At 61.2% G+C, this 18019-nt stretch carries 19 protein-coding genes; 10 read left to right on the forward strand and 9 right to left on the reverse strand.

The features are described 5' to 3' along the window. Nucleotides 1-115: 115 nt before the first annotated feature. A complete protein-coding gene (locus NUV89_RS19500) occupies nt 116-334 on the forward strand; it encodes a DUF2970 domain-containing protein (RefSeq protein ID WP_257782581.1) in 219 nt (72 codons plus the stop codon). Here NUV89_RS19500 and NUV89_RS19505 read toward each other — a convergent pair. Then, nucleotides 331-1398: an ABC transporter substrate-binding protein gene (locus NUV89_RS19505; RefSeq protein ID WP_257782582.1), complete on the reverse strand. Its 1068-nt coding sequence runs from the start codon at nt 1396-1398 to the stop codon at nt 331-333. The two genes, NUV89_RS19500 and NUV89_RS19505, sit on opposite strands and share 4 nt — an antisense overlap. 423 nt (nt 1399-1821) lie before the next feature. On the opposite strand from NUV89_RS19505, the gene NUV89_RS19510 reads away from it, so the two are divergent. Both NUV89_RS19510 and NUV89_RS19515 read left to right on the forward strand, forming a co-directional pair. Next, nucleotides 1822-3480 (forward strand): nitrite/sulfite reductase, encoded by a 1659-nt coding sequence (locus NUV89_RS19510; protein WP_257782583.1) that lies wholly within the window; start codon nt 1822-1824, stop codon nt 3478-3480. Beyond that, complete coding sequence (locus NUV89_RS19515) at nt 3464-3958, forward strand: DUF934 domain-containing protein (RefSeq protein WP_257782584.1); 495 nt, start codon at nt 3464-3466, stop codon at nt 3956-3958. Before NUV89_RS19510 ends, NUV89_RS19515 begins: the two co-directional genes overlap by 17 nt. Nucleotides 3959-4017: 59 nt before the next feature. Here the strand turns inward: NUV89_RS19515 and NUV89_RS19520 are convergent, their stop codons facing one another. Further along, complete coding sequence (locus NUV89_RS19520; protein ID WP_257782585.1) at nt 4018-4422, reverse strand: MerR family transcriptional regulator; 405 nt, start codon at nt 4420-4422, stop codon at nt 4018-4020. Between the two features lie 72 nt (nt 4423-4494). On the opposite strand from NUV89_RS19520, the gene NUV89_RS19525 reads away from it, so the two are divergent. After that, complete coding sequence (locus tag NUV89_RS19525) at nt 4495-5727, forward strand: NADH:flavin oxidoreductase/NADH oxidase family protein (RefSeq protein WP_257782586.1); 1233 nt, start codon at nt 4495-4497, stop codon at nt 5725-5727. A gap of 77 nt (nt 5728-5804) precedes the next feature. Beyond that, nucleotides 5805-7529, forward strand: a complete 1725-nt coding sequence (poxB, locus tag NUV89_RS19530; protein ID WP_257782587.1) for a ubiquinone-dependent pyruvate dehydrogenase — start codon at nt 5805-5807, stop codon at nt 7527-7529. 62 nt (nt 7530-7591) lie between these two features. Here poxB and NUV89_RS19535 read toward each other — a convergent pair whose 3' ends face one another. Further along, entirely contained in the window at nt 7592-8149 is a 558-nt protein-coding gene (locus tag NUV89_RS19535) for an NADPH-dependent FMN reductase (protein WP_257782588.1), read from the reverse strand. Nucleotides 8150-8366: 217 nt separating this feature from the next. Here NUV89_RS19535 and NUV89_RS19540 point away from each other — a divergent pair, with 217 nt between their 5' ends. Beyond that, nucleotides 8367-8603 (forward strand): hypothetical protein, encoded by a 237-nt coding sequence (locus NUV89_RS19540; RefSeq protein ID WP_124528781.1) that lies wholly within the window; start codon nt 8367-8369, stop codon nt 8601-8603. Nucleotides 8604-8662: 59 nt separating this feature from the next. On the opposite strand, the gene NUV89_RS19545 is transcribed toward NUV89_RS19540, so the two are convergent. Continuing rightward, a complete protein-coding gene (locus NUV89_RS19545) occupies nt 8663-9007 on the reverse strand; it encodes a hypothetical protein (protein ID WP_257782589.1) in 345 nt (114 codons plus the stop codon). A gap of 109 nt (nt 9008-9116) precedes the next feature. Between NUV89_RS19545 and NUV89_RS19550 the strand changes: the two genes are divergently transcribed. Next, on the forward strand, nt 9117-10010 hold the full coding sequence (locus tag NUV89_RS19550; protein ID WP_257782590.1) for a LysR substrate-binding domain-containing protein: 894 nt from the start codon (nt 9117-9119) through the stop codon (nt 10008-10010). Here NUV89_RS19550 and NUV89_RS19555 read toward each other — a convergent pair. The 3 genes from NUV89_RS19555 to dnaQ all read right to left on the reverse strand — a co-directional run bounded on the left by NUV89_RS19555 (nt 10007) and on the right by dnaQ (nt 13827). Continuing rightward, nucleotides 10007-10588 (reverse strand): GNAT family N-acetyltransferase, encoded by a 582-nt coding sequence (locus NUV89_RS19555; protein WP_257782591.1) that lies wholly within the window; start codon nt 10586-10588, stop codon nt 10007-10009. The genes NUV89_RS19550 and NUV89_RS19555 overlap by 4 nt on opposite strands. Nucleotides 10589-10596: 8 nt before the next feature. Further along, a complete protein-coding gene (locus NUV89_RS19560; RefSeq protein WP_257782592.1) occupies nt 10597-12852 on the reverse strand; it encodes an Orn/Lys/Arg decarboxylase N-terminal domain-containing protein in 2256 nt (751 codons plus the stop codon). 234 nt (nt 12853-13086) lie between these two features. Further along, nucleotides 13087-13827 (reverse strand): DNA polymerase III subunit epsilon, encoded by a 741-nt coding sequence (dnaQ, locus tag NUV89_RS19565; RefSeq protein ID WP_374684527.1) that lies wholly within the window; start codon nt 13825-13827, stop codon nt 13087-13089. Between the two features lie 200 nt (nt 13828-14027). Between dnaQ and NUV89_RS19570 the strand changes: the two genes are divergently transcribed. Next, complete coding sequence (locus NUV89_RS19570; protein ID WP_257782594.1) at nt 14028-14336, forward strand: DUF2388 domain-containing protein; 309 nt, start codon at nt 14028-14030, stop codon at nt 14334-14336. Nucleotides 14337-14339: 3 nt separating this feature from the next. Here NUV89_RS19570 and rnhA read toward each other — a convergent pair whose 3' ends face one another. Both rnhA and NUV89_RS19580 read right to left on the reverse strand, forming a co-directional pair. Next, nucleotides 14340-14792, reverse strand: coding sequence for a ribonuclease HI (rnhA, locus tag NUV89_RS19575; RefSeq protein ID WP_017738572.1), 453 nt, complete (start codon nt 14790-14792; stop codon nt 14340-14342). Nucleotides 14793-14823: 31 nt separating this feature from the next. Then, nucleotides 14824-15582: a class I SAM-dependent methyltransferase gene (locus NUV89_RS19580; protein WP_257782595.1), complete on the reverse strand. Its 759-nt coding sequence runs from the start codon at nt 15580-15582 to the stop codon at nt 14824-14826. 65 nt (nt 15583-15647) lie between these two features. Between NUV89_RS19580 and gloB the strand changes: the two genes are divergently transcribed. Together gloB and NUV89_RS19590 are read left to right on the forward strand one after the other, a co-directional pair. Next, nucleotides 15648-16415, forward strand: a complete 768-nt coding sequence (gloB, locus tag NUV89_RS19585) for a hydroxyacylglutathione hydrolase (protein WP_257782596.1) — start codon at nt 15648-15650, stop codon at nt 16413-16415. Between the two features lie 98 nt (nt 16416-16513). Continuing rightward, nucleotides 16514-17920 (forward strand): transglycosylase SLT domain-containing protein, encoded by a 1407-nt coding sequence (locus tag NUV89_RS19590; RefSeq protein WP_026137021.1) that lies wholly within the window; start codon nt 16514-16516, stop codon nt 17918-17920. The last annotated feature ends 99 nt before the right edge of the window (nt 17921-18019 follow it).

Here is an 18019-nt window from a genome sequence, read left to right on the forward strand (position 1 = left end):
AGTGCGCAGCGCTCCCAAGATCGTGGGGCCGCTACGCAGCCCAGCGGGAGCAAGCTCCCTCGCCACAATCATGCAGCGTCTATGCTGTCCTCAGGCTCTTTGCAGCGGAGGATGTATGGACGATCCAACAGACAACAAGCCCCCCACCTTCTGGCAGATGCTCCACAGCGTCATGGCCGCCGCGTTCGGCGTGCAGAGCGGCAAGAACCGCGCCCGCGACTTTACCCACGGCAAGCCCAGCCACTTTGTGATCCTGGGCATTCTGTTCACGGCGGTGTTTGCCTTGACGCTGTTCGGGATCGTCAAGTTGGTGCTGCACCTCGCCGGGATTTAGCGCAGCAGCAGTTGCAGGTTGAACGGGTAGCGGTAGGACGCCGGCTTGCCCTTGGCCGACAGCGCGCGGAAGTTCACCGCCGGCATCGGCCCCAGCAACCGTTGCGCCTGGGCGCCATCGATCAGCTGGAACAACGCCGCCTGACGGTCACGCCCGCCGTGCGCGGCCAAATCCACACCTGCGGCATCATCGCCGATCAACACCATCGCCCAGCCACCCAAGGTGAAATGCCCGGCCACCAACGTGCTCAGGCGCCCGTCGAGGCGCGCCTGCAATATCTCGGGTGAACTGTTGATCGCGCTGAACAGCACGTCCTTGCCCGGTGTGCGCCCACTGCCTTGCAGGGCCTGCATCGCGCCCAGGGCCATTTGATCGTTAGCCGACCACACCAGCGCCGTCTGCGGGTAGCGCTTGAACAATTGCGTCGCTTGCTCAAAGGCGCGCTCACGCGCCCACTCACCGTAGACCAACTGGCGCAGACGCACTTGCGGGTGCTGCGCCAACGCACGGCGCATGCCCTGTTCGCGCAACTGCGCGGATGGGGTGTTCTTGACGCCGGAAAAGGCCAACAGGTCGACGAACTCGCCCGGAGCAAGCGGACCGTGCTGGCGCAGCAGGTCGGTGAGCATCAGGTAGCCCGCCTCCTCATCGTTGGCGACCAGGCTGCCAACCCACTGCGCCGCGTTGCGCCCATTGAGCATCTGCACTTGGTCGGGCGTTGGCAGGCTGTTCACAATCAATAGCTTGACCCCGCTGCCCTGGGCCATGCGCAGAATCTGCGGCGCCACGTACTGCTCGTTCACCAGCACCAGGTAATCGGGGCGCGCTGTGCCTTGCAGCACTTCCCGGGCCTGGACCAGGTAGTTCTGGGGATCACGCTCGGAATAGCGCACACGCAAATCCAGGCCGAGGTCCTTGGCCGCGGCCTGCATGAATTGCGTGTAACTGACCCAGAAGGTTTCCGTCGACAGGCCCGGGTTGAGAAACACCACAGACGTCGCATGAGCCACCGCCCCGTACGCCGCCCCCAACAACCACACACAGGTAATCAGAACCTTCAACATCGTCATTCAAGCCTTGAGCAATGACCGCCATGATAGTGGCAATTAGCTGCTCAATCGAGGCTCAATCAACGTGGTTTATTGGTGGCTCACCCAGAACACCGCGGTGCCCACCACCAAGATAATCAGAAACAGAATGGCCCAGGCATCAACGGTACTGTCGGGTTTACGGGCTTTGGTTGAATTGCTCATCGCATCGCCTCTTATCGGTTTTATTAGGTGACTGCACGAAGACTCGACCACAGTAAAGATCAAGATTGCCCGCATGACAAATGTGGATATTGCGATAACCGTTCTCATTAGTCGATTTGGTTATTTGCATATACTCAAACATCACTTTTGCGCATAAACGCAAACTGGTATCGTGCGCCGGCTCCGTTGGGAGTGCGCGGCCGTGCGCGCAGATTTGCCGAGAACAGGACCTATATGTACGTATACGACGAATACGATCAGCGCATCATCGAGGACCGCGTCAAGCAGTTCCGCGATCAGACCCGACGCTACCTAGCAGGTGAACTGAGCGAAGAAGAGTTCCGCCCTCTGCGCCTGCAAAATGGCCTTTATGTTCAGCGCTTTGCGCCAATGCTGCGGGTAGCCGTGCCCTATGGCCAACTGACCTCCCGTCAGATGCGCATGATGGGCAAGATCGCCCGCGACTTCGACAAAGGCTACGCGCACATCAGCACGCGCCAGAACGTTCAGTTCAACTGGCCGGCGCTGGAAGACGTGCCGGACATCCTGGCTGAACTGGCGACCGTGCAGATGCACGCCATTCAGACCAGCGGTAACTGCCTGCGCAACGTGACCACCGACCAATTCGCCGGCGTTGCCGCAGACGAACTGATCGACCCGCGCCCCTGGTGTGAAATCGTCCGCCAATGGACCACCTTCCACCCGGAATTCGCCTACCTGCCGCGCAAGTTCAAGATCGCCATCAATGGCTCGACCTCGGACCGCGCCGCCATCGAAGTACACGATATCGGCCTGGAGCCGGTGTACAACGCGGCGGGCGAGTTGGGTTTCCGTGTGCTGGTGGGTGGCGGCCTGGGCCGTACGCCGGTGGTCGGTGCCTTTATCAATGAGTTCCTGCCGTGGCAGGACCTGTTGAGCTACCTCGATGCCATCCTGCGGGTCTACAACCGCTATGGCCGTCGTGACAACAAGTACAAGGCGCGGATCAAGATCCTGGTTAAAGCGCTGACGCCTGAGGTGTTTGCCCAGAAAGTCGACGCCGAGATGGAACACCTGCGCGGCGGCCAGACCACCCTGACCGACGCCGAAGTGCATCGTGTTGCCAAGCACTTCGTTGATCCTGAATACAAGGCCTTGAGCAATCAGGACGCCGAGCTTGCAGCCCTCGACCTGGAACATCCAGGTTTCGCCCGCTGGCGTGGCCGCAACACCCTGGCGCACAAGAAGCCAGGCTACGTGGCCGTGACCCTGTCGCTGAAACCCACCGGTGTTGCCCCGGGCGACATCACCGACAAGCAGCTGGACGCCGTCGCCGACCTGGCCGACCGCTACAGCTATGGCCAACTGCGTACCTCCCACGAGCAGAACATCATTCTCGCGGACGTTGAGCAAAGCCAGCTGTTCACCCTTTGGGGCGAGCTGCGCGAAGGTGGTTTCGCCACGCCGAACATCGGCCTGCTGACCGACATCATCTGCTGCCCGGGTGGCGACTTCTGCTCCCTGGCCAACGCCAAGTCGATCCCGATTGCCGAATCGATCCAGCGCCGTTTCGACGACCTGGACTACCTGTTCGACATCGGCGAGCTGGACCTGAACATCTCCGGTTGCATGAACGCCTGTGGTCACCACCACGTCGGCCACATCGGCATCCTGGGCGTGGACAAGAAAGGCGAAGAATTCTACCAAGTGTCCCTGGGTGGCAGCGCCAGCCGCGATGCGAGCCTGGGCAAGATCCTCGGCCCATCGTTCGCCCAGGAAGCCATGCCCGAGGTGATCGGCAAACTGATCGATGTGTACATCGAACAGCGCACCGAAGATGAGCGTTTCATCGACACCTACCAGCGCATCGGCATCGACCTGTTCAAGGAGCGCGTCTATGCAGCGAATCATTAAGAACAACGAAGTCCTCGACGAAACCTGGCACCTGCTGCCCAAGGATGCGAGCTTCGACGGCATTTCCAACTGCGACGACCTGATCGTGCCGCTGTCCCTGTGGCGCGAGCACGGTCACGCCCTCAAGGCCCGCGATGGCGGCCTGGGTGTGTGGCTGGACGCCGATGAAGAAGCCGAAGAGATCGGCGCCGACGTGGAACATTTCCAGGTCATCGCGCTGAATTTTCCGGCCTTCACCGACGGGCGCAACTACTCCAACGCGCGCCTGCTGCGTGACCGCTATGGTTACAAAGGCGAACTGCGCGCCATTGGCGACATCCTGCGCGACCAACTGTTCTACCTGCGCCGCTGCGGGTTCGATGCCTTCGCCTTGCGCGCCGACAAAGACCCGTACGAAGCACTGGAAAGCCTCAAGGACTTCTCGGTGACGTACCAGGCGGCAACGGATGAACCGCTGCCGCTGTTCCGCCGCCGCTGATGACGATCGTTCCCACGCAGAGCGTGGGAACAATCAGCCCTGGCCTGCCAGGGCTTTTTTTATCCGTTGAGTTTGATCGACGCCAGCACCTGCTTCTGCCCCATGGAACACGGCACACCTTCCGGCTGCGCCCGCACCGCCTCGATCACCCCCAACAACTGCGCCTTGCTGTGGGCCAATTGCGCCTGCATCCCTTCGATCTGCACCACCTTGCGCTCCAGCGCTTCGATCAACTCCTCGCGCTTGTGCTCGCCCGGTGCCGGCATCAACGCCTTGAGCTCCTGTAAGGTAAAGCCGGCCTGTTGCGCGCTCTGGATCAGCTGCAGCGTCTGCAACGCCTCCGCCGAGTAGCGCCGATAGCCATTGGACTGGCGCCCCACCTGGCTTATCAGGCCCTCGGCTTCATAAAAACGGATGCGTGACGCCGCCAATCCGCTCTGTTTTGCCAGCTCACCAATATTCATCGCCATCGCCTGCTTGACATTAAAGTTAACTTTAAGCTTAGCCTGACGCCTCCCCCGTTCAGGAGTCAACCCATGTCACCCTTTGAAGCCTTGCAACTGCCCAATGGCCAAGTCATCTCCAACCGCATCGCCAAGGCCGCGATGGAAGAAAACATGGCCGATGGCAATCAGGCGCCGTCCCGTGAGTTGAAGCAGCTCTACAAGGCGTGGGCCGAGGGTGAGCCCGGCTTGCTGATTACCGGCAACGTGATGATCGACCGTCGCGCCATGACCGGCCCCGGCGGTGTCGCACTGGAAGACGAGCAACAGCTGGACAGCTTTCGCGAATGGGCCGATGTCGCCCGGGACAAAGGCGTGCACTTCTGGGTGCAACTCAGCCATCCGGGGCGCCAGACCCCGGCCAACCTGCGCCAGCAAGCCATGGCGCCTTCCGCCGTGGCCCTCGACCTGGGCGGTTTCTCAAAGATGTTCGCCAAGCCCAAGGCCATGACCGAGGACGACATCCAGGAGGTAATCCAGCGCTTCGCCACCAGCGCCCGCCTGGCCGAAAAAGCCGGGTTTAGCGGTGTGCAGATCCATGGTGCCCACGGTTACTTGCTTAGCCAGTTCCTGTCGCCATTGAGCAACCAGCGTACCGACCGCTGGGGTGGCTCACTCGAGAACCGCGCGCGCCTGTTGCTGGAAGTGATCCGTGCGGTACGCGCCAGCGTCAGCCCGTCGTTTTGTGTCGCCGTCAAACTCAACTCCGCCGACTTCCAGCGTGGCGGCTTTGCGGAAGCCGACGCACGCGCTGTGGTCGAAATGCTCAATCCGTTGCCCATTGACCTGCTGGAATTATCCGGTGGCAGTTACGAAGCCCCGGCCATGCAAGGCGAAGCGCGTGACGGTCGCACCCTGGCGCGAGAAGCCTACTTTCTGGAGTTCGCCAGCCAACTGGCGACCATCGCCAAGATGCCGGTGATGGTCACCGGCGGCATCCGGCGCCTGCCTATCGTGCAACAGGTGCTAGACAGCGGCGTCGCCATGGCCGGGATCGCCACCGCCCTGACGCTTGAGCCGCAATTGATCCAGCACTGGCGCGAAGGCCGCGACCCCAACCCGCAACTCAAGCCCATCGACTGGAAGCGCAAGCCTCTGGCGTCGCTGGCCATCCTTGCGGTGGTGCGTCACCAGATGCGGCGCCTCAGCCGCGGCCACGCACCAAGCGCCAAGGTTGCGCCGTGCATGGCGCTGGTGCAGGACCAATGGTTTCTGGCGCGGCGCACCCGGCAGTACCGGGCGGCCATGGCGCAATCTTCACATTAAAGGGTGAACATCCGCCGTGATCGAACTGTCCCCTATTGATCAGCAGTTTTTAACCTCACTGACGATTGGAGTTCTTCATGGCGAAAATCAACCTGGCCCAGCAATTGGCGACCACCCTTGAACAGGCGGGCATCAAGCGCATCTGGGGCCTGACCGGCGACAGCCTCAACGGCCTCACCGACGCCTTGCGCACCATGGACAGCATCGAGTGGATGCACGTGCGCCACGAGGAAGTGGCGGCCTTCGCCGCCGGTGCCGAAGCCGCGGCCACCGGTGAATTGACGGTATGCGCCGGCAGTTGCGGGCCGGGTAACCTGCATTTGATCAATGGCCTGTTCGACTGCCATCGCAACCATGTGCCGGTGCTGGCGATTGCGGCGCAGATTCCGTCCACGGAGATCGGCCTGAATTACTTCCAGGAAACCCATCCCCAGGAACTGTTCAAGGAGTGCAGCCACTTTATCGAACTGGTGACCAACCCCGAGCAGATGCCCCACGTGCTACACCGCGCCATGCGGTCGGCGATCCTCAATCGCGGCGTGGCGGTGGTGGTGATCCCGGGGGATGTGTCGTTGCTGGACGTGGAAGCCCCACTCAAGCCCTGGCCAACCCTGAATGCGCCACGCACGCTGCCGGCGGAACATGACCTGCAACGGCTCACCGAGATCCTGCAAAGCAGCCAGAAAACCACGTTGCTCTGCGGCAGCGGGTGTGCCGGTGCCCACGATCAAGTGGTGGCCCTGGCGGACGCCCTCGGCGCGCCCGTGGTACACGCCCTGCGCGGCAAAGAACATGTGGAATGGGACAACCCCTTCGACGTGGGCATGACCGGCCTGATCGGCTTCAGCTCCGGCTACCATGCCATGCTCGACTGTGACACCTTGGTCATGCTCGGCACCGATTTCCCCTACCGCCAGTTCTACCCGACCGACGCCAAGATCATCCAGGTCGACCGCAACCCCCAGGCACTGGGTCGTCGCGCCACGCTGGACCTGGGCATCGCCGCTGACGTCAGTGAAACCATCGACGCCTTGCTGCCACGCCTGACGCGCAAAACCGATCGCAGCTTTCTCGACACCTCGCTAAAGCACTACGAAAAAGCCCGTCAGGGCCTGGATGACTTGGCGCAACCGTCCAAGGCCAACCGGCCGATCCACCCACAATACGTGGCACGCCTGCTCAGTGAGTTGGCGGACGATGATGCGATCTTCACCGCCGATGTGGGCTCGCCCACCGTGTGGGCGGCGCGCTACCTGAAGATGAATGGCAAGCGCCGGCTGATCGGCTCGTTCAACCACGGCTCCATGGCCAATGCCATGCCCCAGGCCATTGGCGCGCAAGCGGCATTTCCCGGGCGGCAGGTGATCTCGATGTCTGGCGACGGCGGTTTTGCCATGTTGATGGGGGACTTCATCTCGCTGGCACAGCTGAAATTACCGGTGAAAGTCATCGTCTTCGATAACTCGTCACTGGGGTTCGTGGCCATGGAGATGAAAGCAGCGGGCTATCTGGACACTGGCACCGAGCTGAAAAACCCGGACTTTGCCGCCATGTCCAACGCCATGGGCATTTTGGGCATTCGCGTGGAGCAGTCCGAAGAACTGGAGCCGGCGCTGCGTCGCGCACTGGCCCATGATGGGCCGGTATTGGTGGATGTGGTCACTGCGACACAAGAACTGGTGATGCCGCCGACAATCAAGCTGGAGCAGGCTAAAGGGTTCAGCCTGTACATGCTCAAGGCGGTGATGAGTGGGCGTGGCGACGAGGTCATTGAGCTGGCACGCACCAACTGGCTGCGCTAAACCCAATAAGTGAGCAGGCTTGGATGCCAAGCCTGCTCCCACATTTTGATCTCATTACCAAGTCAGGCTTTTTGCTTGGCTACCCACTGGCCATAGGCATCGATAAACGCCTGCAAGAACGGCCGGGTCTTTTCCGATAGCTTGCCTGCCTCGTCAAACACACTCCCCGCGCCGCCCAGGTAAGCTTCCGGCTGCTGCATGCACGGCACATCGAGGAACACCAGGGACTGGCGCAGATGATGGTTAGCGCCAAACCCACCGATGGCGCCCGGCGACACGCTGATGATCGCTCCCGGCTTGCCGCTCCAGGCACTTTTGCCATACGGGCGCGAGCCCACATCAATCGCATTCTTCAACGGGGCCGGCACGGAGCGGTTGTATTCCGGGGTGACGAACAACACCGCGTCGGATGAACTCACCTGTTGACGGAAACTACTGTAGGCTGCCGGCGGTGTCGCGCCGTCAATGTCTTCGTTGTAGAGCGGCAAATCGCCAATTTCGACGATGTTCAACCTGAGGTTTGCAGGGGCCAGTGCGGCCAAGGCCAGGGCGACCTTGCGGTTGATCGACTCTTTTCTCAAGCTGCCAACCAGGACGGCAATCGTGTAGACCTTGCTCATGGAGGTTTTCCCGACGTCTGACTAAAGGAGTGTGTAGTTATAGAGTCTTCGCGGCACGTTCACCAGAAGGTTTTGAGAATCCCGCAAGTGCTTTGCGCTGTAGGAATATTCTAAAAACGACAGAGAATAGTATTTTTTTCACGTAGGTAAACTACACCGCTCCATGACGGTCTACAGAACCGCAAATCGAGTGATTATCTCCAGAGGTTCTAAACAGATGGCAGCAGTACTAGTCGGACAGTTTCATGCCAGAGACGCAGAGGGACGTGTGTATTCGGTGCATGAGTTCCAGGAATCCAACCCGGCGCAAGGCGATGTGACTGGCTCGGCGCCTACCACCACCTACAAGCTGGCCATTGGCGACCGTGTAGAAAAGCTGGAAGGCGATGAATTCAAATTGATTCAGTCGGGCATCATCATTGTGCGCGAATCGGAAACGACCCTCGCGTCATAAGACCGCGCCCTGTCTACCCGCTCAGTCCTGGCCATGCATGGCGTTGACTGGGCCGGGGATCACGGGCGGCTGATCTGGGTGACCTCTATGCCCTGCTCACCCTCGACTTCCTTCAGCGCCACCAACACCTTCCCCCGCTCGCCCTCTACGGCGTACAGCGAACGCTTGTAACCCGCCCCGTTATTGCTGGGGTGCGCGACCACCTGCCTGAGCAGTGCGATCTCCAGCACCGCGCCCACCTGCTCGGTCACCTGCTCCTGGGAGCGGACAAACGCTTCACGTGCCAGATTGTCCGGCGCGGTGTCGTCATAGGGGTCGAAGAGATAAGCAGCCACACACCCCACGGTCACCAGGACCAGGAGTTGCTTGGCCGTTACCCCGAAGAATGTCGAGGGTAGAGGCATATGGGACCAGACCTGTTTTTGTTGTAAGTGCCGGGAGCCGGCTTTGGTCGTTGTTCATCAGCGCAGCCATTCTATTGAATCCCCGGCGCGCTGCACATAGACTCCGCCGATGCGTTTACGTCATATCGAAGTGATTCAGGCCATCTTGCAGACCGGACACCTCGGCACGGCCGCCGAATGGTTGCAACTCCCCGTGGGCGATGTGGATGCCGCGCTCAAGGACGCCGAGCAGCAACTGGGCTTCATGCTGTTCGCCAGCGTGCGCGGGCGCCTGCAGGCCACGCGGGAAACCCTGGAGCTGCAAGCCACCATCGCCCACGTGTACGAAGCACTGGAGCCGGTACAACGCCTGGCCAGCCGCTTGAAACACCATCACGCCCCGCCCCTGCGCGCCTTGTGCACCCCGCCGCTGGCCAATCAACTGCTGCCGCAAAGCATTGCGGTACTGCGCCGACGCTTCCAGGACACGCCGTGCAACCTGTCGAGCCAGCCGACCCGCGAGATTGTCAGAAGCCTGTTGTTGCACGAGGCCGAGGTCGGCCTGAGCCTGCATGACCCGGAACACCCACAAATCCAGAGCAGCGTGCTGGCCCAGGGCAAACTGCAATTGCTCGCGCCCCACGGCTGGCTCAAACCCAAGCAGAAGTACATTGCGCTGGCCGACCTGGCCGGGCAGGCGATGATCGGCCTGGAGGGCCAGGACCCGCTGAGCCGCCTGCTGGACGCCAAGCTGCAAGCCTTGCGCCCGCTGCCGGTGGTACAGACCCGCGTACAGACCTACCAGATGATGCGCAGCATGGTCGAAGCCGGCGAAGGCCTGGCGATTGTCGATCCGTTCACGGCTTTCGGCGCACGGGACGCCGGGCTGGATGCGTGCCCGCTGTCACCGCCGATCATGGTCAACCTCTATGCGCTGACCCTCAAGGACGGCGCAACCTCTCCAGCACTGAATGCGTTGCTGGAGATTGTCACGCAGAAGGCGCAAGACTTGTTGGCGGGTTAAGGCTGGGCGACTTCGCTCTTGAACAGGCGATACCAGAAGATCGCCACCTCACGCGTCTGCGGGTCGATGCCGCGATAGCGCAGGTGGTCGATGCCGCCCATCACGTAGCCGCAACGCTCGTACAGGCGGCAAGCACCGAGGTTGTTGTTCTGGGTTTCGAGCATCATGCCCGGCAGGTTTTTCTTGCGACTCCAGAATTGCGCCACATCCAGCAGCGCCTTCGCCACCCCATGACGCCGTGCGGGCAACGCCACCGCCAGCTCATCGACGTGGGCAAAACCATTCCAGTTGGTGCTGACCACGATGTGGCCCACCGCCTGGTCGTCGAGGTAGGCCATGAAGATCGCGCTGTCGGGCGCATCACGGAAACTGGCGAACTCTTCCGGGTCGATGCCGTAACACTTGCGGTACGGCAGGATGCGATCCACCGCCCATTGATCGACCCGCACGTCCATCTGCGGCACGCCATAGGCGCTGACCTCAAAGCTGAAGTCATTGCCCCACACGTAGGCATCAAAGCCCTCGTCGGCGACCCGCACACTGAGCCCTGGATACTTCGGGTTCATTACAGCTTGCATAAACATTCTTAACCCTTGATGCAATCGACGGTGTAACAACGACCACTGCCGTCGTCTTCGTGTTGCAACCCGTGAACATCCGCGACAAAACCGGGGAAGCTGCTATCGAACGTACGGGCAAATGCCAGGTAATCGATGATCGAGCGCGTCGACTCGGTAAAGCGCTCCCCTGGCATGATTAGCGGAATGCCCGGCGGATAAGGCACCAGCATTACCGCTGCGATGCGTCCTGGCAAGGCATCAATGGAAACCGCCTCCACTTCGCCCCTCACCAATTGGTCATAGGCATCCGCCGGTTTCATCGCGATTTCCGGCAACACGGTGTACATGCGCTTGAGGTGTTTGGCCGTGGCGTTGCTGCGATAGCAGCTGTGCAATTGGTTGCACAGGTCGCGCAACCCTAGGCCCTGATAGCGCACCACCCCTTGGGCGTAGACCGAGGGCAAGCAACTGGCGAGGCTGACATTGGCGTCGTAGCTGCGTTTGAATTCAAGCAGCTCGGTGAGCAAGGTACTCCACTTGCCTTTGGTGATGCCCATGGAAAACAGCACGAGGAAGGAATACAGCCCGGTTTTCTCCACCACCAGCCCGCGTTCCCAGAGGAATTTGCTGACCACCGCGGCCGGAATCCCGCAATCGCTAAGGGCTCCGCCTGCAGTCAGGCCGGGCATCACCAGCGTGACTTTGATCGGATCCAGCAGGACGTAGTCCTCGGCAACGTCACCAAAGCCGTGCCAATCATCTTCGGGGTGCAACAACCAATCCGCCGTCGCCACGCGGTCGATGCCGGCGACGGAAGGCGGCTGCCAGATGGAGAACCACCAGTCTTCGGCAGCGATATGCTGGCGCAGGTTGGCCAGGGCACGGCGGAAACTCAGGGCCTCGTCGAACATCTCCTGCAACAGCGAACGCCCGGCCGGACCTTCCATCATGGCCGAGGCCACGTCGAGGGAGGCAATGATGCTGTACTGCGGCGAGGTGGAGATATGCATCATGAACGCTTCGTTGAAACGGTCGCGATCCAGTTGGCGCGCACCACCGTCCTGCACATGGATCATCGACGCCTGGCTGAAGGCCGCGAGCAGTTTGTGCGTGGAGTGCGTGGTGAACACCAGCGGGCTGTCCGGTGTGCGCGAGGTGCCCATGCCGTAGCGCCCGGCGAAAAACTCGTGAAACGCCGCGTAGGCGTACCAGGCTTCATCAAAGTGCAGCACCTCGACACTGTTGCCCAATTGCTGCTTGATTAGTTCGGCGTTGTAGCACAGCCCGTCATAGGTGGAATTGGTCACCACCGCCATCTTCACCTTCGGCGGCCGACCACGGGTCAGCGGGCTGGCATCGATCTTGGCGCGGATCGATTCCGGGCTGAACTCACTCAATGGAATCGGGCCGATGATTCCCAGTTCGTTGCGCTCCGGGCACAGGTACAGCGGGATCGCGCCGGTCATGATGATCGAATGCAGCACCGACTTGTGGCAGTTGCGGTCCACCAGTACCAGGTCGTCGCGCCCGACCATGGAGTGCCAGACGATCTTGTTCGCGGTGGACGTACCGTTGATGACGAAGAACGTGTGGTCGGCACCGAAATTGCGCGCGGCGCGGGCTTCCGCCTCAGCCAGCGGGCCGGTGTGATCCAGCAGCGAGCCCAGCTCCGGCACGGACACCGACAAGTCCGAACGCAGCGTGTTTTCCCCGAAGAACTGATGAAACGCCTGCCCCACCGGGCTTTTACGATAGGCCACGCCACCGCCATGGCCAGGGGTGTGCCAGGAGTAGTTGGAGTCGGCAGTGTGCTGTACCAGCGCCTTGAAGAATGGCGGCAGCAGGCCGTCCAGGTAAGTGCGAGCAGCGCGGGCCACTTGCCGGGCGAGAAACGGCACGGTGTCTTCGAACAGATACAGAATGCCGCGCAGCTGGTTGAGCTCGCTCATGGCATCGGCCGGCGCGTTTTCCAGGGTGACTTGTTCGCCCAGGGCAAAGATCGGCAGGTTGGGTGCCCGCAACCGCGCCAGGCGGATCAGCTCGACCATGTTTTGCAGCAGGTGGGTATTCTCGCCGGCGCCTTCGGCGGCGATCAGCATGCACGCCAGGCCATGATGGGTGGACGCCACGAGCCGGCCTTCGGCGTAGTCCACGGCGGAAAAAATACTGAAGCCTTCTTGTTCCAACTCTCGGGCGATGCCGCGAACCCGGTCACCGGCAACGGTGTCGGCCTTGATGTCGCGATGCACGATAAGCACTGGGAACTTCAGGTCTTTGTACATGAGTGCTTGTAGTCCTGAGGGCTATGCACTCAAGGGTAGAAGCTGGGAGCGGATGTAGCGAATGAAGATTTCGAAGCCGATATAGATCAAATGTGTGAGGGGCTTGTGTAGGAGCGGGCTTGCTCGCGAAGACGGCGTGTCAGTCACCGAATTTGTCGACTGAACCACCGCATTCGCGAGCAAGCCCGCGCCCACACAAGCCAGCTCACACATTCAGAGAGTACCCGGTCAGGCTTACTGTTCGGTCAGCTGAGTCCACAACGCCGGCGCACCCGCCGACTTGGCGATCGCTTCCAACCGCTGCGCATGCTCGACCAGATCCTGCTCGCTGGCACGGATGATGGTGATGGGCTTGCGATCCGCCGACAGGCGACGGATTTCCGAAGGGCGGTTGCCCGAGCCTTCCGCCGAGCCACTGCCATCCGAGGCGTTACCGGCGAGGGACAGGCTGGTCTGCCCACCGGTCATGGTCAGGTAGACGTCGGCAAGAATCTCGGAGTCGAGCAAGGCGCCGTGGAGTTCACGGCCGGAGTTGTCGACGCCATAACGTTTGCACAAGGCATCGAGGCTGTTGCGCTGCCCCGGGTGGCGCTCACGAGCCATCATCAGGGTGTCGAGGATCGAGCAGTGCTTGGAAATGTCCGCGCGATCCGTCGCCCCCATCAGGGCAAACTCATTATTGATGAAGCCGACGTCGAACGCCGCGTTATGGATAATCAGCTGGGCGCCGTTGATGAACTCGAAGAACTCATCGGCCACTTCGGCAAAGCGTGGCTTGCCTTTGAGGAATTCGTCGGTGATGCCGTGGACGCCAATCGCGCCTTCGTCACTGTCGCGATCCGGTTGCAGGTAGACGTGGAAATGACGACCGGTGAGGCGTCGCCCCATCAATTCGACACAGCCGATTTCAATGATCCGGTGGCCATCGGTCACCGGCATGCCGGTGGTTTCGGTATCGAGTACAACGGATCGGATGGCCATCAGGGTTCAGCTCTCAACGGGTGGTGTATTTCAAAGGCCGGGATATTAGCACGTCATGCCCCAAGCAGCCCAAGGCTGGCCCAAGGCCTTGGCTTTTCGACAGTTTCTTACACTCTTTCGCAAAGCCGCCGCAGTTTGCCCGAGGCCCTCTTGCTAGCCTGCACGCCCCAGCCACCCACGGATTGCCTTCCACCATGAACCTTTCAAAAGCCCTGTACGCCCTGCTGCTGATGGGCGGCGCCTGCACGGCACACGCCACCAGTTTCGTGATGACCAGCGACTTTCTGGTCAGCCTGTCCATGAGTGCCACCAAGGGCACCAGCTCTTCATTCAAGGATGACAAGATTGTGCAGGCCGCCAGGGATGACGCCGAAGCCTTCGTCGCCAGCGACGGCCAGATCCGTGGTGTGCGCCTGGAGTCGGCGCTGGCGCATGTCCGTGAACGCCTGCCCGGGCAAAGCTACAGCGATATGCAACTGGCCCAGGCCATCGCTGCGCTGTAGGCGTCAGCTCTGCTTGTAACCGCGCACTTCGTCCACACCGCGGTTGGCCAACTGGTCGGCGCGTTCGTTGCCAGGATGGCCGATGTGCCCGCGCACCCATTTCCAGGTGATGTCATGGCGATTGCACTGCTCGTCGAGCAGTTGCCACAGGTCGGCATTTTTGACCGGTTCCTTGGCGGCCGTCTTCCAGCCACGCTTCTTCCAGTTGACCATCCACTCGTTGATGCCCTTCATCACGTACTGGGAGTCGGTCACCAGCAACACGTTGCAGCGGCGCTTGAGTTCTTCCAGGCCGCGAATGGCGCCCATCAGCTCCATGCGGTTGTTGGTGGTGTTGGCTTCGCCGCCCCACAGTTCCTTCTCCACGCCCTTGCACACCAGCAACGCGCCCCAGCCGCCAGGGCCCGGGTTGCCCTTGCAGGCGCCATCGGTGAAGAGTTCTACGGTATCGGTCATCGGTTACTCGGTTCGAAATCAAAAAGAAGTTTTACGGTTCGCTTTGCTTGCGGTTGACCTTGGCCATCGGCATTGGCACGAGCTTGCCCATGGGTTCACGCCGCAGCTGGCGCACGGGCCGCAGGCCTACCACGATCTTGCGCGCCACCAATAAATAGAAGCCGCCACCCGACAGCTGCCAGGCGCCGGCACGGCGTTCCCAGCCGGCCAACCGGGCTTGCCACTTGGTCGAGGCAAGCGGCGGACGATAGCACCCGAAGCGGCGTTTCTCCAGCGCGAAGCCCAGCAGGTTCAGCCAGTCACCCACCCGTGACGGCGAGATACAGCGCGCCTGGCGCAGGCCATCGTGGGCGAACACATGGCGCAGGCCCCAACTGCTCCAGGGGTTGATGCCGACAATCAGCAAATGGCCACCCGGGCGCACACTGCTCGCCGCTTCACGCAGCAGGCCGTGGGGCGACAGGCAGAAATCCAGGCCATGCTGCAACACCACCACGTCGGCGGCGTGTTCGCTCAGCGGCCACGCCTGCTCCTCGCAGACAATCTCCACCCCCGGCAGCGGCGCACCGAGGCGCACATTGCGTTGCACCTGCGGTGCGGACGGCGGGGTCTGGGCCGAGGGACCGTAATGCACGAGGTAGCCACCAAAGAACCGGCCCAACTCGTCTTCAAGCATGCGCCGCTCTTCATCCAGCAAAAATTGCCCGATCGGCCCCGACAGCCATTCGCGGGCGGCGCCGATCAGGGCCAGCCACTCAGGATCGGCCTGGGCGAACGCTTTATCAGTCATTGCATTCTCCAACTCGCCTAGACGTTCTAAGATGCACCAATGTGTTCAGCTTGGCGAATCGAAGAATGATACAGATCAGTGCCCTGCCCGCCTTCACCGATAACTACATCTGGTTGTTACAAGACCCCCGGACCCAGCGCTGCGCCGTGGTCGATCCCGGCGATGCCACGCCCGTACTGGCCTGGCTCGAACAGAATCCCGGCTGGACCCTCAGCGACATCCTCATCACCCACCATCACCATGACCATGTCGGCGGTGTCGAACAACTGAAAAGTGTTACAGACGCCAAGGTCTACGGCCCGGCGCACGAAAAGATCCCGGCGCGGGACGTGGCCCTCGATGACAACGACCGCATTAGCGTACTGGGCTGGGACTTCGACGTTTATAGCGTGCCCGGCCACACCCTTGGCCATATCGCCTTTTATCACCCGGGCGTGCTGTTCTGTGGCGACACGTTATTCGCCGCCGGCTGCGGGCGCCTGTTCGAAGGCACGCCGGAGCAGATGCACGCGTCTCTCGAGCATCTGGCGTCCCTGCCTGCCGACACCTTGGTGTATTGCACCCACGAATACACACAAAGCAACCTCAAGTTTGCCCAGGCGGTGGAACCGCACAACGCCGACATTGCCGAACGGGTGGAAAACGTCCGCCAGCTAAGGGCCCGCGGCGAGATGACGCTGCCGTCCAACCTGGCCCTGGAGAAGCGTACCAACCCCTTCCTGCGTACCGCTGAAACATCCGTTAAAGAAAAAGCGGACGAACGGAATGGCCGCGACAACCGCTCTGGGACCGAGGTATTTGCGAGCTTGAGGGCATGGAAAGATAAGTTCTAAGGCAACGCAATCTGATACGTAATTTCTGAATGGTTGACCGGAACCAAAGCGCTTTCTAGAATCGCCCGACATTTTTGCCCGGAACTTACTTCCAGCCAATGTCGTCATCTATTCGTAAATCCATCTCTTCAGACGCATTGACCCGCCTGGCTCAAGCCGTGGCGGTGGCTGTGTCCGCGACTCTGGCGGGCTGCCAATCGACAAATTACGCTGCACAATCCACCGTGCAACCCAAACCGAATCTTGCGGCCAAGATCAAGCAAAAACCCGTTATCTGGCTCTCAGAGAAGCCTGCCCCGGAAGTGCCCCAGGATGTCTGGGAACGCATGCGCCGGGGCTTTCAATTGCAGGACGGCGTCGGCGTCAACCCGCGTATCGAGCAACAGCGCCTGTGGTTCGCCAGCAACCCGTCCTTCCTGGAGAACGCCGGCGAACGCGGCAGCCTCTACATTCACTACATCGTCGAACGCCTTGAAGAACGCAACATGCCCCTGGAGCTGGCGCTGCTGCCAGTGATCGAAAGCGCCTACAACCCAATGGCCTATTCGCGCAGCGATGCGGTCGGCTTGTGGCAATTCATCCCCTCCACCGGGCGCTACTTCAACCTGCGCCAGACCCGCGCCTACGACGGCCGCCGCGACATCACCGCCTCCACCACCGCCGCCCTGGACTACCTGACCCGTCTGCACGACATGTTCAACGGCGACTGGTTGCTGGCCCTCGCCGCGTACAACGCCGGCGAAGGCACGGTGAGCCGGGCCATCGAGCGCAACGAAAAGCTCGGCCTGCCCACCGACTACTGGAACCTGCCACTGCCCCAGGAAACCAAGGACTACGTGCCCAAGTTCCTGGCCCTGTCCCAGGTGGTGCTGGCGCCCGAAGCCTACGGCGTGAACCTGAACCCGATTGCCAACCAGCCGTACTTCGAAGTGGTTGAAGTCAAGCAAAGCATGGACCTGTCCCGGGTTGCCGCGCTGGCCGAGATCGACGAAGACGAGCTGTTCCAGCTCAACCCGGCCCTGAAACAACGCACCACCCTGGACGGCCCCCAGCACCTGCTGGTACCGACCTCCAAGGCGCAATTGTTGACCAGCACCCTTTCGACGATGAAGCCGGAAGAATTGCTGAGCATGCGTCCGAAAAAGCCGGTGTTCGACGAAGTTGAAACCAAGGCCGTTGCCGGGCGCAGCCGCAGCTACAAGGTGCGCAGTGGCGATAACCTGACGTTGATCGCCAAGGCCAACAAGGTCGATGTGCATGACCTGCAACGCTGGAACAAGCTCAATGGCCAGCAGCTCAAGGTCGGCCAGACCCTGGTGATGCAAGACACACGCAAGCTCGCGGCCAGCAAGAAACCCGTGCAATACAAGGTGCAGAAAGGCGACTCACTGTACATCGTCGCCAAGCGTTTCAACGTCGAGATGCAACATCTCAAGCGTTGGAACCCGCGCACTGGCCAGGCGTTGAAGCCGGGGCAGATGCTGGTGGTTTCCGGGCCGCGCTAAACCCTCAAGAACACCGGGGGAACAATGTGGGTGGGCTTGTGTGGGAGCGGGCTTGCTCGCGAATACGGTGTGCCAGTCGATACTTGAGTGACTGATCCA

Origin of the sequence: Pseudomonas sp. 18.1.10, assembly GCF_024655625.1 — a bacterium.
Classification (GTDB): domain Bacteria; phylum Pseudomonadota; class Gammaproteobacteria; order Pseudomonadales; family Pseudomonadaceae; genus Aquipseudomonas.